11 protein-coding genes and 1 pseudogene are annotated in these 14,861 nt (G+C 71.9%); 6 read left to right on the top strand and 6 right to left on the bottom strand.

The genetic code is table 11. The annotated features are described in order from the left end of the window. Nucleotides 1-27: 27 nt before the first annotated feature. On the top strand, nucleotides 28-738 hold the full coding sequence (locus ITI46_RS09320) for a 2-phosphosulfolactate phosphatase (protein WP_209238971.1): 711 nt from the start codon (nucleotides 28-30) through the stop codon (nucleotides 736-738). Nucleotides 739-757: 19 nt separating this feature from the next. On the opposite strand, the pseudogene ITI46_RS09315 reads toward ITI46_RS09320, so the two are convergent. Beyond that, nucleotides 758-1,519, bottom strand: a pseudogene (locus ITI46_RS09315) (transposase family protein). 566 nt (nucleotides 1,520-2,085) lie between these two features. On the opposite strand from ITI46_RS09315, the gene ITI46_RS09310 reads away from it, so the two are divergent. From ITI46_RS09310 to ITI46_RS09300, 3 genes are all read left to right on the top strand, one after another. Then, on the top strand, nucleotides 2,086-2,265 hold the full coding sequence (locus ITI46_RS09310; protein WP_209238970.1) for a hypothetical protein: 180 nt from the start codon (nucleotides 2,086-2,088) through the stop codon (nucleotides 2,263-2,265). Between the two features lie 406 nt (nucleotides 2,266-2,671). Then, nucleotides 2,672-3,628, top strand: coding sequence for a prolyl aminopeptidase (gene pip, locus ITI46_RS09305; protein ID WP_209238969.1), 957 nt, complete (start codon nucleotides 2,672-2,674; stop codon nucleotides 3,626-3,628). Between the two features lie 436 nt (nucleotides 3,629-4,064). Beyond that, nucleotides 4,065-6,140 (top strand): ATP-binding protein, encoded by a 2,076-nt coding sequence (locus ITI46_RS09300; protein WP_247745714.1) that lies wholly within the window; start codon nucleotides 4,065-4,067, stop codon nucleotides 6,138-6,140. Here the strand turns inward: ITI46_RS09300 and ITI46_RS09295 are convergent. After that, entirely contained in the window at nucleotides 6,100-7,926 is a 1,827-nt protein-coding gene (locus ITI46_RS09295) for a hypothetical protein (RefSeq protein WP_209238968.1), read from the bottom strand. The genes ITI46_RS09300 and ITI46_RS09295 overlap by 41 nt on opposite strands. Nucleotides 7,927-8,016: 90 nt before the next feature. Continuing rightward, on the bottom strand, nucleotides 8,017-8,700 hold the full coding sequence (locus tag ITI46_RS09290; RefSeq protein WP_209238967.1) for an HAD family hydrolase: 684 nt from the start codon (nucleotides 8,698-8,700) through the stop codon (nucleotides 8,017-8,019). Nucleotides 8,701-8,814: 114 nt separating this feature from the next. Here ITI46_RS09290 and ITI46_RS09285 point away from each other — a divergent pair, with 114 nt between their 5' ends. Beyond that, nucleotides 8,815-10,383, top strand: a complete 1,569-nt coding sequence (locus tag ITI46_RS09285) for an FUSC family protein (RefSeq protein ID WP_209238966.1) — start codon at nucleotides 8,815-8,817, stop codon at nucleotides 10,381-10,383. Between the two features lie 115 nt (nucleotides 10,384-10,498). Further along, complete coding sequence (locus tag ITI46_RS09280; RefSeq protein WP_209238965.1) at nucleotides 10,499-11,632, top strand: lactonase family protein; 1,134 nt, start codon at nucleotides 10,499-10,501, stop codon at nucleotides 11,630-11,632. A 186-nt stretch (nucleotides 11,633-11,818) separates the two neighbouring features. Here ITI46_RS09280 and ITI46_RS09275 read toward each other — a convergent pair whose 3' ends face one another. From ITI46_RS09275 to ITI46_RS09265, 3 genes are all read right to left on the bottom strand, one after another. Beyond that, nucleotides 11,819-12,799: a sirohydrochlorin chelatase gene (locus tag ITI46_RS09275; RefSeq protein ID WP_209238964.1), complete on the bottom strand. Its 981-nt coding sequence runs from the start codon at nucleotides 12,797-12,799 to the stop codon at nucleotides 11,819-11,821. A gap of 163 nt (nucleotides 12,800-12,962) precedes the next feature. Beyond that, a complete protein-coding gene (locus ITI46_RS09270; protein ID WP_209238963.1) occupies nucleotides 12,963-14,135 on the bottom strand; it encodes an N-acetylglucosamine kinase in 1,173 nt (390 codons plus the stop codon). Then, entirely contained in the window at nucleotides 14,132-14,809 is a 678-nt protein-coding gene (locus tag ITI46_RS09265) for a uracil-DNA glycosylase (RefSeq protein WP_209238962.1), read from the bottom strand. Before ITI46_RS09265 ends, ITI46_RS09270 begins: the two co-directional genes overlap by 4 nt. Nucleotides 14,810-14,861 lie beyond the last annotated feature (52 nt).

The following is a 14,861-nucleotide window of genomic DNA, read 5'->3' as shown; positions in this document are numbered from 1 at the left end:
GCTTCAGCGGGCTGCGACCATCCCGGCATGGACTCGCGAGTAGTCGGAATACCTGAGGTGGACGGCACCGAACAGGTGGCCGTTGTGATCGATGTGATGCGGGCGTTCACCACCGCCGCATGGGCTTTCCACCGCGGGGCAGACAAGATCGTTCTCGCTGCCGACGAGGACGAGGCACTGGCGATCAAGGCTTGTCACCCGGGCTGGCTTGCGCTCAAGGACGGGGCACTGGTCAGCGGGTTCGACCTGGTCAACTCCCCTGGCCTGATCCAGGAGGCCGACTTGGCCGGCCGCACCGTCATTCAAAAGACCACTGCGGGAACGGTTGGTGCCCTGGCGGTCATCGAGGCGAAATTGGCGCTGTGCGCCAGTTTCGTCGTGGCCGGCGCGACGGGCCGGGCCCTGGCGGATGCGGGCGCCGACTCGGTGACGTTCGTGGCCACCGGCGAGGACGGCCGTGCCGCCGAGGATCTGGCCTGCGCCGAGTACCTGGACCGGCTCCTGGCCGGGGATCGTCTCGACCCCGGCCCCTATCTGCACCGCGCCCGCACCTCCCCAGCCGCGGATGACCTGCGCGGCGGGCGACGCCGCGGTGCTCACCCCGCCGATGTGGGGTTGTGTTTGGAGGTGGATCGGTTCGACTTCGCCATGAAGGCCGGACTCGAGGAAGGGGTGGCAGCGCTGCGGCCGCTCCGGACTCGACCAGATGTGGTGTCCGCTGTACACCGCGCACGGTAATTACTGAGCCGTTCCCGCCTCACGCTGACGCGAGGTGGAGGGCGAGGGCGGCCTTGACGATGTCGGTGACCTGGTGGTGCTGCAGCGCAGCTTGCGCAGCAGGCGCCAGCCCTTGAGCGTGGCCATTGCCTGCTCGCCCACGGCGCGGATCTTCGCATGGGCGATGTTGACCGCTTGCTTGCCGGCGGACAGGTTCCCGTGATTGCCGCGGAAAGGAACGACCACGGTGCCTCCCGCACCCTGATATCCCTTGTCCGCAAAGCACTTGATGCCCGCCTCGGCCGGAGCGTCGATGACGTGGTGGGTGTGGGCGGCGGTGATGTCGTGGGTGGCGCCGGGTAGAGCGGGCGAGGCCCAGATAAGGCGTCCGAAGGGGTCGGTGATCACCTGCACGTTCATGCCGTGCTTCTTGTGTTTGCCGGAGTAGAACGGGCGGTCGGCGGCGATCCGGTCGATGGGCAGCAGCGTGCCGTCGAGGATGACGAACGCCTTGGCGGAGGCGGCCGTTACAGCCTGCTCCAGGGTGGGAGCGACGGCGGCCAGGACGGTGATCGCCTCGTGTATGTAGCGGTAGACGGTGGCGACACCGACCCCGAAGCCGGCGGCGAGCTGGGCAGTAGGTGTCGCCGCAGCGCAGGTGGGTCAGGGCGAGCAACGCCTGCCGTCCGGTGGGAAGTTTGCGCCAGCGGGTGCCCAGCTCGCGCCGCCGGTGGGTGAGGTGCTGGGCGAGGAAGCGCAAGCTCTGGCCGGACAGATCGATCGCCGACGGGTAAACCAGCACACGAAGCTCCTGGTGGTGCGGGTTGATCTTGGTCGACGATCCTTCTACCAGGAGCTTCACCACTTCCCAACACCAGGACACCCATCGTCGCACCAGCCAAGCGAACAGGTTGAAAACGGCCCAGTGAGCCGTTTCGGCGGGACTGCAGCGGGAATCCGGCCGCACGAACTGTGAGCGCCCCGGTTGCCGGGTGAGCGTGCCGTGACTGACAGCAGGTTCCCGTCTGTCAGCCATAGCGGTGGAAGGGGGAACTCGTCAATGTGCGTACAACGTTGACGGCTTTCCTGGCCGGGGACGCCGTGCAGCTCCGTAGGACGGTCGTCGCCAGCCTTCTCAATGAGAGGCTCCCAGCGGTCTTCCGCCCGCCTCGAATGCATGCCGTAAGCGTCCGCGCGCGGCCCCGTCTGGCCGAGCCGGAGGGCAGGGGAGACGGTGGCACCGGCGCTGTGTGTCGAGGCGGACAAATGCGGTAACCGCTGCGAGGGAGCCTGGACGATCCGGCACGCCCTGCACGTACTGCTGGGCTCGGGCACGTCGCTCTCCGTCGAACCTGGTGGGCTCGGAGGATGCTGAGAGGGCTGCGGGTGGAGTGGCACGAAGAACGGGACCTCGCGCACACCATCGCCGTCCTGTCCGAACAGGTTCTGGCCGGAGCGCCGGGTCGCGTGGCGGCGCTCGCTCTCGGTCAACTCCTACTCGGCTACCTGAGGAACACGCTCGATGCTGCGGCCTTCACCACCGGCTGACGCTGTACCGACGGCGCGGCGGGAAACTTCGACGCGGCGTTGTCCTGATGGGCGATGCGGCGGCACATCCCGGCATGCCGGTGGTCCCGGCAGCCCGAGCCATCTGGGCCAGGGTCTGGTCGGCTGCCGTGTGCGTGACGTCGGTCGCCTCGGCGGGCTCGAGGTGGCCTGGCGCCCCGCTGTACGCAGCACGCGGGCCCAAAGGCGAGTGGCGGGAGCGGCAGTTGGGGAGACCCCGCCCCTGGTAGGTGTCCTCGGCGACGTCGCTGTCGAGGCCGTTGAGGGTGTCAAGGAGGTGGCGCAGCAGGGTGCCTACAGCCTCCCAACGAGGGCGAGTTGGGCTCGGCGCGCGATCCAGGACAATCAATCCGAGAGCGCTGTTGTAAATGTTTCCCGGGAGGCGCCGATGCCCGCTGACCACCCGCCCATCGATCCGTACGACCGCGGCATGCTGGACGTCGGAGACGGCAACCTCGTCCACTGGGAGACCTGCGGCAGCCCCGCCGGTAAGCCCGCTGTGGTGCTGCACGGCGGACCGGGCTCGGGGGCCGCGCCGTGGTGGCGCGGGCTCTTCGATCCCGCCGCGTACCGGATCGTTCTCTTCGACCAGCGCGGGTGCGGCCGGAGCACGCCCGACGCCGCCGACCCCGCGACCAGCCTCGAGGCCAACACAACCCACCACCTCCTCCGCGACATCGAGCGGCTGCGCCGACACTTGGAGATCGAGTCGTGGCTGGTCCTGGGCGGCTCCTGGGGCGCCACGCTGGGTCTCGCCTACGCGGAGACGCATCCGGAGCGGGTGAGCGAACTCATCCTCTTCAGCGTCACGAACACGACGCACCGTGAGGTGGAGTGGATTACTCGCGACATGGGCCGGGTCTTCCCCGAGGAATGGACCCGCTTCCGCGACACCGTCCCGGCGGGCGAGCGGGACGGCAGTCTGGTGGACGCATATGCCCGCATGCTGGCCGACCCCGACGCGGCCGTACGGGAGCGTGCCGCGCGGGAGTGGTGCCGCTGGGAGGACACTCATGTCGCGACGCATGCGGGCCACAGGCCCGATCCCCGGTACCAGGACCCTGTTTTCCGAATGCGCTTCGCCCGCCTGGTCACCCACTACTGGCGCCACGCGGCATGGCTCCCTGACGACGCCCTCATCCGCGACGCGGTAAAGCTGACCGGAATCCCGGGCGTCCTGGTGCACGGCCGCCTGGACATCAGCAGCCCACCGGACATCGCCTGGCGGCTGGCCCAGGTATGGCCGGACGCGGACTTGCACCTCCTCGGCGAAGCGGGCCACGGCCTGGGCGCCGACCACGCGCTGGCCGTGGTCCGGGCCGCCACGCAGCGCTTCGCGCGGTGATCCGACTCGCGGCTACGCCGTGTGGGTTCGCCCGGTGCCGGTCGGGCCGGCAACTGCCGACCGGCTGATCCCACTTCCCGTTGGCATTTACCTCCCGCACCACCCGTACCGTTTTTCGCGTCCCCCGCATGGACGGATGCCGATGCTCTCACCCAACTCACCGCAACGGTGCTCCCCGGACGGCCGCTAAGGTGGGCAGGGACCATGGAGGGCGCGCCGTGGATGGCGCAGACACAGGGGGCAGGGGGCCGCATGCTCGACCCGGTTTCGCTGACGGCCATCACGGCAGTGCTGAGTGCGGTCGGGGCCGGGATGGCCAACGAGGCCGGAAAGCGGGCATGGGAGTCGGCCGGTGGGCTGGTACGGCGGATTGCCGGGCGCGAGGTGCCCGCACCGTCCGGGCCCGCAGGGCTCGAAGAGGTGGCCAGGGAGATCCATGACGGTCTGCGGCGGGACCCGCGGCTGGGCCCGGGCCTGGAGCGCCTTCGCACGCACCGTGCCGTCGGCGCAGGCCATCGCCCGGGGGCATGCCCTGCGGCCGGCGTTCCCCGCGTCTCCGCGCTTTTTCACCGACCGCGGTTACGCGCTGAAGAAGCTGGACCGGGAGGCGTCCCGCGCCCCGGACGGGCGGCCTCGCATCGCGCTGCTGCACGGCCGTCCGGGCATGGGGACCAGCACGCTCGCCGTGCACTGGGGGTGCCGCTCCGCCCATCGGTATCCGGACGGCCGGCTCTATGTCGACCTACAAGGCTCGTCAGCCGGAAGCGCATTGGACGCGAACTCCGCACTGCGCAGCCTGCTGTGGCAACTGGGCGTACCCGAGGCGGAGATACCTCCGGCCGCGGACGCACGCATTGCTCTCTACCGGCAACTGGTGGCGCAGCAGCGGCTGCTGATCGTTCTCGACCACGCTCACTCGGCGGCCCAGGTGCAGCCGTTGCTGACCTCCGCGCCGGGTGTGTTCGTGCTGGTTGTCGCGGACGGGCCGCTGGCCGGGCTGGACGCGGTGCCGGTGGCCGTGGGCCCGCTGACGGACCGGTATGCGTTGCGACTGCTGACGGATGTGGCGGGCAGGGAGGCGGTCACCGGGGCCCGGGCCGAACTGCCGGCCCTGCTCACCCGGTGCGGAGGATCGCCCTTCGCGCTGCGCGCTGCCGCACCCCGGCTCGCCGCGCCTCCGGGGTCGACCCTGCGTGAGGAGACGCCCGTGCCCGATCCTTCAGGCCCCGGTTCCGGCTCTGATCCGCGTCCCGGCTCCTCCTCCGCCACCGATCCCGTTCGTGCTGCTGCCGAGGCGGGTTACCGGCTGCTGAGCCCTCAGGCGGCACGGCTGTACCGGCTGATGTCCCTGCGGCCCTGGCCTGCCTTCTCTCCCGGCACGGCGGCGAGTGCCCTGGGCAATGAGACGCAGGGCTCGGAAGACGCCCCTGGTGCGGACGAGTCAGCAGCCACCGGGCTCATCGAAGAGCTGACGGCCGCACATCTGCTGGAACATGTGGGTGTCGGCCGCTATCGGTACCGCCCGGCAGTCCGGGCACACGCGGAGGCGCTGGCGGTCCGCGAAGATGGACTGGGCACGTGCGCGGCAGCAGTCTCCCGTGTCGTCCAGGGGTATCTGCACCAAGCCCTCCGCGCCGCACATGCCGCGCTCCCCGAGAGCTGGCGCGTCCCGTCCCTACCGGAAGAGCTCGCTTCCGCCCCGCTCGCTCCCGGTGTCGAGAGGGCGGATGCCGTGGCACAGCTGACCGCCGAACTGGGCAATCTGGTCCAGGCTCTCTACGCGGCCGAGGAGTTCGGGGACCACTCCACTGTTGTACTCCTCGGACAGGCCATGTGGCCGCTCCAGCTGAAGGCCGGTCGCCATGACGAAGTACTCCCGGCGCTCCGCCTGGCAGCCCGCACCGCCGACACCCATCTGCCCGGCTCCCGTGCCGCAGGAGCACTCCACGCGCAAGTCGCCCACAGCCTGACCGAACTGGGCCGCTTCGAAGAGGCGGAGACGGCAGCTCGCGCCGCTGCCGACAGGGAAGCAGCAGCCGGTCACATACGTGGACACGCCTCGGCGATCGAATTCCTCGGACTGCTGCGACTGCGGCAGTGGCGGTTCGCCGAGGCGTACGACTGTTTCACCCAGGCCATGCACCGCTACGCGGACATCGACCCGGAATCGGCGGAAGCCGCGGACCTTCCCCGTGCTCGCGCGCTCCTGACCCGCCATCAGGGCCGGGCGCTGCGCGGCATCGGTCACCGTACGGATGCACAGCAACGGCTGCACGAGGCGCTGAGCTTCTTCGAGACGGCCGGCGAGGCGTACAACACGGCACGGACACTCACCGATCTGGCAGAGACCCTGCTGGACGCGGGCGACACCCAGGCGGCACTCCCGCTGATCGACCGGGCCATGGCCGCCCTCGCTGACGAAGGCGCGGAGTACCACCTGGTCTATCTGCGCTCCCTGCGGCAGAGCTGTCTCAGCCCGGAGCCTCCGGGGCCGCCTTCTGGGCCGCAGTGACGGAGACAGCGTGGAGGGCCGCCCCGGCACGCACATTCATCGTCCCCGCCGCCACCAGTTCCTCCGCAGAGCTGCCCGCCGCCAGCAGGGCGTGCAGAGCTGACGCATACGCCCCTGGGTCGGCGCCCGGCGCGGAAACGGCGCGCAACACCAGGAGATGCCCACTACGGGTGCGCACCAGGCATTCGTCCGGCCCGGTGAGGAACGCGGCGAGGGAACAGTACGGATAGCGCTGCAGAATCTCTGCCGTCCACTCCGCCGGCGGGCCCAGGCGCGGGTCGTCCGCCGCGCCGTCGCGGAAGACGACATCGGCAACCTCCAGCGCCCCCGTCTCCCGGGTGTCCTCATGGACGGCCGTGTGCGCCGTCCCGTCGTCGCCTGCGCGGAATGCGTACGTCGGACCGGGCGGATCGGCGAGGCGACGCACGGAGACGGTGACGCCTCCCACGTCACCTGCTGCCCCGACCTCTTCGGCGTCCCCGGTGACCGAATCCAGTTCCGTCAGGACGCGAAGCGGTGCGCTCGGAGCCGGCGGCTCGTACGGGGGCAGCGGCAGCGGCTCCAGGGAGGCGGGCCAGGAGGGCTCCGGGACTCCCATGATCCGGTAGAAGAGTGCTCGAAGCCGCTCCGCCGACTCGCCGGGCACCGACGTGGTGAAGGCGGCCGGAGCGTCCAGCGGCTGATGATCGGCGAACACCTTCTCCAACTGCGCCAGCAGCGACTCCTCCGCATCGAGCCGCGGCGCGCCACGGACGAACCCGGCGACGGGGGAGTCCGGGGCGAGCCCGGACAGCGGCGCGGCCCCCAGCAGCACCGGTCTGCCCAGCGCTGCCGCGTAGAACGTGACAGCACCATGGTCACCGATCACCGCATCGGCGCCGAGAAGCGCCTGCCGCCAGCCGTGCAGCGGATCCACCAGCGACAGCCCCCTGCGCCGAGCACGGTTGAGCCAGGCCCGGATCTGCCCCGGCCCGTGCCCGTACCAAATGTTCGGGTGCAGGACGGCCACCACCCGGTAGTCGTCCACGGGCAGTTCGGACGTCAGCCTCGACAACAGCTGCGGCAGCACATCCGCGTCGCCACCATCCCCGAACAGGCCCTCCGGATTCCAGGTCGAGTTGAGGACGACAAGCTTCTGTCCCCGGCGAACGCCCAGTGCTCTGCGGTATCTCTCCCGGTATCCACGTGCGGCGAGCATCCGGTCGAAGCAGGGGTCACCGGCGAGCACCCCGGTGTGCGCGGCTTGCGGGCAGACGGCGTGCAGCCGGTCGGCCTGCTCGGGGTGGGAGAGCACGAGGGCGTCTGCGAGGGGTGAACCGTCGTCCGTGAGCAGCCACTCCGGCGAAAGCCCGAAGACGGGGGCAGGAGAAACGGCAGAGGCAGGGCTGTCCTGCTGTCCTGCTGTCGCGAGCCTTTTACTATATCCCACCCCATGCGACAAAATGGTCAACGGCCCCTGAATCAGGTTGAGTTGCCCTCCGAAACTGGCCGAGACGGCGAGGTCCACAGGGGTTACCAGGGCCTGCTCCCACGGCACGTGCGGCAGGCCGGTGTCCGCGAACAGTTCGTGAACCCCTGCCTGGAACGCGGAGGAGCCGGTGCAGGTGAGCAGCAGCTGCACCCGGAGATCGTCGTGGAACAGCGGTATGACGTCCAGCAGCCGGCTCGCCGAGGTGACGTTGTGCACCACGAACAGCACTCGGCGGCAGTTTCCCCGCGTGGCCCAGCGCGCCGCTTCGTCACCGACCGGAACCCGTATCCAGTCCGGTGTCCCCGCCCCGCTCATCGCACTCCGTTCGCTCCTGCGTCACTCTCATCTGCCGGTGTCACCGCGACCTTCACACGCCCAGCAGTGGTCGGCACGGTCCGCCCGCGGTCAGCCGACGATCCAGTCGAACACCTTCTGCGCGTCGAACTCCCGCTGACCGGCCGGGAACAGCAGATCCGCACCCGCGAAGGCCGGGTCGGTGGCCTGGGCGGGGGCGTACGGAACGGCCACGCACCGCATTCCGGCGCGCCGGGCCGCCTCGGCGCCGGGCGGGGTGTCTTCGATGACGACGCAGTCGGCGGGGGCGACGCCGAGCCTGCGGGCCGTTTCCAGGAAGACGTCCGGCTCCGGCTTGCCGTGTGCCACCTCCTCCGCCGAGACCCGGAGCGGCAGCAGCGCGTCCAGGGTGGTCGCTCCCAGTACGGCGTCGATGGCGGTACGCGACGAGCCGGAGGCGACGGCGAGCGGATGTCCGGCCGGGTGGAGGCGTTCGACGAGCTTCCGCATCTCGGGGAATACCTCGGTGCCGGTGCGCGCTAGGTCGAGGTAGAGCCGGTTCTTCTCCGCCAGCAGCTGGTCCACGGGGGTCGTGAGCCCGTGCTCGCGGCGGAGCGCCTCCAGGGTCTCCCGGGTGCCGATCCCGATGAACCGCGCATGGTCCTCCCAGGTGAAGCCGGGGACCCCGTGTGCGGCGAGCAGGCGTCTGCCCGCCTCGTAGTAGTGCGGCTCGCTGTCGACGAGGGTGCCGTCCAGGTCGAAGACGACCGCGGGGCCGGCGGGAGAACCGATCATGCGCCCCAGCATGCCAAACGCGTGCGATTTGGTCGCAGGTGGGAAGGGGTGCTTTCCTCTTCGTACCAGCATGTGGACAGCCGGCCTGCCAGGCCGGCCCGGATTGGAGGGGTTTTGGAGAAGTCGCTTCGGAAGCCCGGGGGAAGGACCCCAGCACATCTCCTCCGTCGCACCGTCGCGACACTCGGTCCAGAACGCTCCCTCAGGGCGCGTGTCTCGTCGCGCGCTGTCCTCGGCATCGGCCTGGCTGTCGCCGTCTGCGCGCTCAGTGGCCTCCCGCTGCAGGCCACCGTCGCGGGCGGGCTGGTGGCGCTCCTCGCGCTGTTCACCGTCGTGGACACCACAGTGCGGGCGCAGGCACTCACCACGGCGCTGCTGCCGGCGGTCGGTTTCCCCGTCCTCGCGCTGGCCGCTTTCCTGCACGAGCTGCCGCTCGCCCGGGACGCCGCGTTCCTCGCCGTCGTCTTCGCCGGGGTCTACGCCAGGCGCTGGGGGCCGCGCGGCAATGCGCTGGGCATCTTCGCGTTCATGGAGTTCTTCGCCGCGCAGTTTCTGCGCACCGGGCCCGAGCAGCTTCCGCAGACTGTCGCCGCGGGCCTGCTCGCGCTCGCGGCGGCCGCACTCGCCCGGTTCGTCCTGTGGCCCGTCGAGCGTGGCGCGGGGCCGCAGCCGGCCATCGCACCAGTGGGCGGCCGGGGACTGAGCCGCCCGACCACCCGGCAGGCGTTCCAGGCGCTCGCCGCCTGCGGATTCGCGATGGCCGCCGGGCAGGCGCTCTCCCTGGACCGCTGGTACTGGGCGGTGGGCGCCGCCTGGTGGATCTTCGTGAACACCGCTTCCCGCGGTGAGACGCTGGTGCGCGGCTTCCGCCGGGTGCTCGGCACCGTCGCCGGGCTCGCCGCCGGGCTGCTCATCGCGGTGCCGACGGACGGTGCCATGGCGCCCACCCTCGCGGTCGTCGCGTGCTGTGTCTTCGGGATCTTCTTCAGCGCGCCGCTGTCGTACTCCTGGATGATGTTCTTCGTCACGCTCATGGTCGGCATGCTGTACGGCCTGCTGGGCGTGCTCCACCCGGGCCTGCTCGGGCTGCGTCTTGAGGAGACCGCCGTCGGTGCCCTGGGCGCTGTGCTCGCTGTCGCGCTGGTGCTGCCCGTCACCACGCACGCCGCGACGGAAGTGTGGATACGGCGGGCGGTGCACTGCGTGCACGAGTGCGCGCTCGCCGCGGCGCGGCGGCTGGCGGGGGAGAGCGGGGACGGACCCGAGGCCCGGATTGCCGAGCTGGAACTGCTGCTGGGGCGCGTACGGCTGTCGGTCGCGCCCCTTGTGCACCCCCTCAGCCCCCTGCGCGCCCGCAAGGCCAGGGCCCGCCAGGTGCTGGCTCTGCTGGACGACTGCGCCCGCCAGGTCCGCGGCCTGGCCGAGGCCGCCGCAGACCCCGCCGCCTCGCACGACGCGCGGCTCACGGCGGCCTGCGAGCGCCTGGAGGCCGCCGTACGCCGCCTCGCGGCCCCGGGGCCGGTCCCGGCGGGCGCCGCGGCCGGTGCCCTCGCTCCGGACGCCTGTGCTGCCGCCGAGCCGCCGGGGCCGGGTGACCGCGCGCTGGCACACCTGCACGCCCTGGAGAACGCTCTCCATCAGCTCGCCACTCCGCTGCACACGCCTCCGAGGGCGACCGTCTAGCGCGGCGGCCCACAACGACCACCCCGCCCCGCCCGGCGCCCAGTTGTGGTCCAGACCAAGTGGCCGTTTCCTGTTACCGTCGTGCCCCGAACGGAGCGGTGAAGGGGGCAGCACGATGGCTGGCGGTACGGGGCCGCAGCTGCGGGCGTACATCGGGTCGTTCACCTCTGCGGGAGGCCGTGGGATCACCACGGCGACCCTCGACGCCCGCACCGGCGCGCTGACCGCGCTGCACCATACGGAGCGCGCCGTCACCGACCCCTCGTTCCTGGCACTCCCGCCCGGAAGCGGCGTCCTCTACGCCGTCAGCGAGACCGACCAGGGCGGCGCAGCAGCCCTCTCCCTCAACGGCCGCCCACCGTCAGGCGATCCCGGAGCGCCCCATGGTGGCACCGGTCCCGGCCCCGTACTGCTCGGCGGCACCGTGCCAGTAGCCGGTGCCGGACCCACCCACCTCGCCGTGACCAGGGACGCTCTCTACACCGCCAACTACACCTCCGGCAGTGTCACCGCACTCCCACTGCGCGCCGACGGCAGCCTGGGCACCCGTGCGCTCACCCACCAGCACCACGGCCGAGGGCCGGTCGCGGAGCGACAGGAAGGGCCACACGCGCACGCCGTCGTCCCCGACCCTTCCGGACAGTGGCTCCTGTGCACCGATCTGGGCACCGACTCGGTGTGGATCTACGAACTGCCGCCGTCCGAAGCCGGGCTGCTGCTGCACGGCGAGACCCCGCTGCGCGCCGGAACCGGCCCGCGCCACCTGGCCTTCGCACCAGCGCGCCCCGAGCAGCGGAACGCGCCCCGGCGCGCCTACATCGTCAACGAGCTCGACTCGACCGTGACGGCCTGCCATTGGCACTCCGACAGGGGCGAGCTGGAGCCACTGGGCGAGACGCGCCTCCTGCCGCCGGAGCTCGCAGCAGTCGCCAACTACCCCTCCGCGCTCGTCCTCTCGCCGGACGGCCGTTTCGCCTGGGCCGCCAACCGGGGCGACGACAGCGTGAGCGTCCTCGCCCTGACCTCGGCGGACCTTCCGGAGTACGTGACCAGCGTCCCCTGCGGCGGCCACTGGCCCCGCGACCTGGCCGTACACCCCACGGGACGGTGGCTCTACGCCGCCAACGAGCGCTCGGGCGACGTCACCTGGTTCGAGGTGGACCAGGTCACCGGAACACCCCTACTGGCCGGATCCCTCACCGCTCCCGCTGCCTCATGCGTGATCTTCGAGCGCGCTGCCGACGGGTGAGTGCCGCCTCTGGAGCGCCGGCGGATCCGAGGGAGCCGGACGGATGAGCGGGGCGCGCTGCGGGGCAGGCGCGCGGGCGGGAGCGCCGGAGAACGAAGCTCTCCGGCGGCCTCGGCGATGCTCGGACCGGCTCCGGCCTTCTGTCCGGGCGGCGCGGTGGTCCGCCCGGTTCCGCGGGCCGTGCGCTCAGCGCACCGACGCGCCCTGCCGGGCCTGCGGCTGGGCGATACCGGCCTTGGCGGCGTACGTGGAAGCCACCAGCTTGCCCAGCGCGGGGTAGGCGCCGAGCGGCTCGGCCGCCGAGCAGCCCGCTTCCTCGGCCGCCGCCTCCAGCAGCCCCTCCGCGATCTCCGGGCCGATCAGGCACGGGGCGATGGCCAGCTGCTGCGAACCCGAGTTGCGCAGCTGCTCGGCGGTCTGCTGGACGGCGCCCTCGTCGTCGAGCGCCGCGGCCAGCACCGGTACCGCCAGCCGGGCGGCGAGCAGCATGCCGGTGATCCCGGCCGCCTGTACTGCCTCCTCGCCGCCGATGGTGGCCAGGACGATGCCGTCGGCGGCTGTCGCCACCGTGAACAGCCGCGCCCGGTCGGCACGCGCCAGGCCCGCCTCGGAGAGCCGCACATGTACGGCCTCGGCGAGCAGCGGGTGCGGCCCCAGCACGTCGGTCAGCTCGGCGCCCGAGCCGCTGTTGAGGACCTCCTGGCGGATGCGCCGCAGCTGCGCCGCGTCCGGGCCCGCCAGCAGCGGCACCACGACGGCGGGCAGGCCGTCGTCGGCCGTCCCGGGCGCGGGGGCGGCCGCCGGGGCCTCGCCCTCCTGCGCCGCGGTCTCCTGCGCCATGGCGGCCGCCTCGCGCGCGTACTGGCGGCGCGTCGCGCGGTCGGTCACCGCCTGGCCGAGGGCGGAGCGGATGGTCGGGAACTCCTCGCCGTCGCCCTCGGTGAAACCGACGCGCGCGTCGAGACCGGGCAGCTCCGAGCGCGCGATGCTCAGCGTCTCCTCAGCGAGACTGCGCGTGGCGCCGGAGGGTGCGCCGGGGACGGCCAGAACCAGTGCCGGCGCGCCCTCAGGGGCGACGACGGGCTCCGGTCGGCGGTGCCGTCCGGGCTGGCGGGGACGTGGCATTCGTACGGGCAGGCCATTGTCCGGTCCTGTGGGGGAGCTCATGCGCCCGCATGCTAATGCCTTCATGGGCTTTGCTGTTCGGCCGGGGGAGACCGATGGGCTTATGTCCCGATTAATCCGGGAGGGGGGAAGGTGCTTTCGAGTCCCTGTCACGTATGCGCTCTACTGCGATGCCGTGCCCGGGAACGGACACGATACCGACCTGCTACGCCACCGACAGCAGCGCAGGGTCGGACGGCAGTGCGAGCCGGTCGCCCGCCAGTTGCGCGGCGATCAGCAGCGCCCCCTCCAAGGGCCCGCCGGGCGCCTCCACGACCCGAGCGGCCGGAAGCCGCTCCGCCAACTCCGCACGCAGCGGACCGAGCAGCGCCTCACCGAGCTTGAACAGCCCTCCGGCGCAGCCGACCAGGACCTCTCCCTCGGCGGAGCCTGTCGAGCCGTCGCCGGACGCGGACCCAGCCCCTCCACCCGGACACACCGCGACAGCGCTCGCCGCGATCTCCCGTGCGGCCTCCCGCACGATCCTCGCGGCGACCGGATCCTCCCGCGCGCACCGTGCCACCTCGGGGGCGAACGAGGCCAGGACGGCGGCCCGGTCCGTACGGGGATACAACTGGCCCGGCAACGCGCTGAGCGGTTGGCCGAACACCGCCTCCGCTCTGGCCCGCAGCGCCGCAGAGCCGCCCGTACGGCCGTCGAAGGCACGCAGCGCGGCCTCCAGCCCCGCGCGCCCGATCCAGGCGCCGCTGCCGCAGTCGCCGAGCAGATGCCCCCAGCCGTCGGCACGCTGCCAGGAGTGGAGGTCGGTACCCATGGCGATCATTCCGGTGCCGGCAGCGACCACGGCTCCGGGCCGTTCGCCCAGTGCGCCCGCGTACGCCGTCACCGCGTCCGCCGCCAGCGCCAGTCGGCGCACCCCGAACGCCCCCGCCAGCGCGCCAGGCAGCTCGGCCCGCAACTGCCCCCCGAGGGTCGCCATTCCAGCTGCACCGACACAGGCAGCCGCGATGCGCGCGGTCCCCCTCCCGTCCGTACCGCCCCCGGCGTCCGCCAGCAGCGAGCGCACCGCCGGCACCAACTGCGCGGCCATGTGCGCCGCGTCGATGCCCGCCGTGCTGGTTCGCACCGGCTCGGGGCAGGTGAGCACGCCGACGACCTCCGGACCTTCGCCCCGGCCGACCGACTCCCGGGCCCTGTCGCCACCCGTACGTTCCGTGAACCCGGCAACCTGGCCCGTGCCCGCACCCGCGCTCGTCCGCTGCCGTGCCAGGGCGACCCGCAGTCCGGATCCGCCGGAGTCGACGCCGAGCAGCCAGCCGCCCGGGGTGTCCGCGGCGCTGCCCGCGCCGTCGGCAGCGTGGCCCGCAGCCGGGCTCACGGCAGACGCCAGTCCACGGGATCGGCCCCCTGCCGGGCCAGCAGCTCGTTGACCCGGCTGAACGGACGCGAGCCGAAGAACCCCCGGTCCGCCGACATCGGCGAGGGGTGCGCCGACTCGACCGCCGGGAGGTCGCCCAGCAGCGGGCGCAGATTCCGGGCGTCGCGGCCCCACAGCACGGACACCATCGGACGACCGCGCCCCACCAGTGCGCGGATCGCCTGTTCGGTGACCTCTTCCCAGCCCTTTCCGCGGTGCGCCGCAGGCTGGCGCGGAGCCGTTGTCAGCGCCCTGTTGAGCAGCAGCACGCCCTGCTTCGTCCACGGTGTCAGGTCGCCGGACGAGGGCCGGGGGAGGCCGAGGTCGCTGTTCATCTCCCGGAAGATGTTCTCCAGGCTGCCCGGCAGCCGTCTCACCTCCGGTGCCACCGAGAAGGACAGCCCGACCGCGTGGCCCGGCGTCGGATACGGGTCCTGGCCGACGATGAGGACGCGCACCTCGTCGAAGGGTTGTTGGAACGCCCTCAGCACGTTCGCACCCGACGGGAGGTAGGTTTTTCCCGCCGCGACCTCCGCGCGGAGGAAGTCGCCCATCGCGGCGATCCGTTCGGCGACCGGCTCCAGCGCCTTCGCCCAGCCTGGTTCGACAATTTCGTTCAACGGTCGTGCAGCCACGAGCCGTCACTCTACTGGCTCAGCGCCCCGTCCCGGCCCGCCCCGCGGAAAC

Origin of the sequence: Streptomyces oryzae (assembly GCF_017676365.1) — a bacterium.
In the GTDB taxonomy this organism is placed as follows: Bacteria; Actinomycetota; Actinomycetes; order Streptomycetales; family Streptomycetaceae; genus Streptomyces; species Streptomyces oryzae.
Note: the sequence above shows the minus strand (reverse complement) of the source record. Positions and strands in the feature narration are given on the sequence as shown.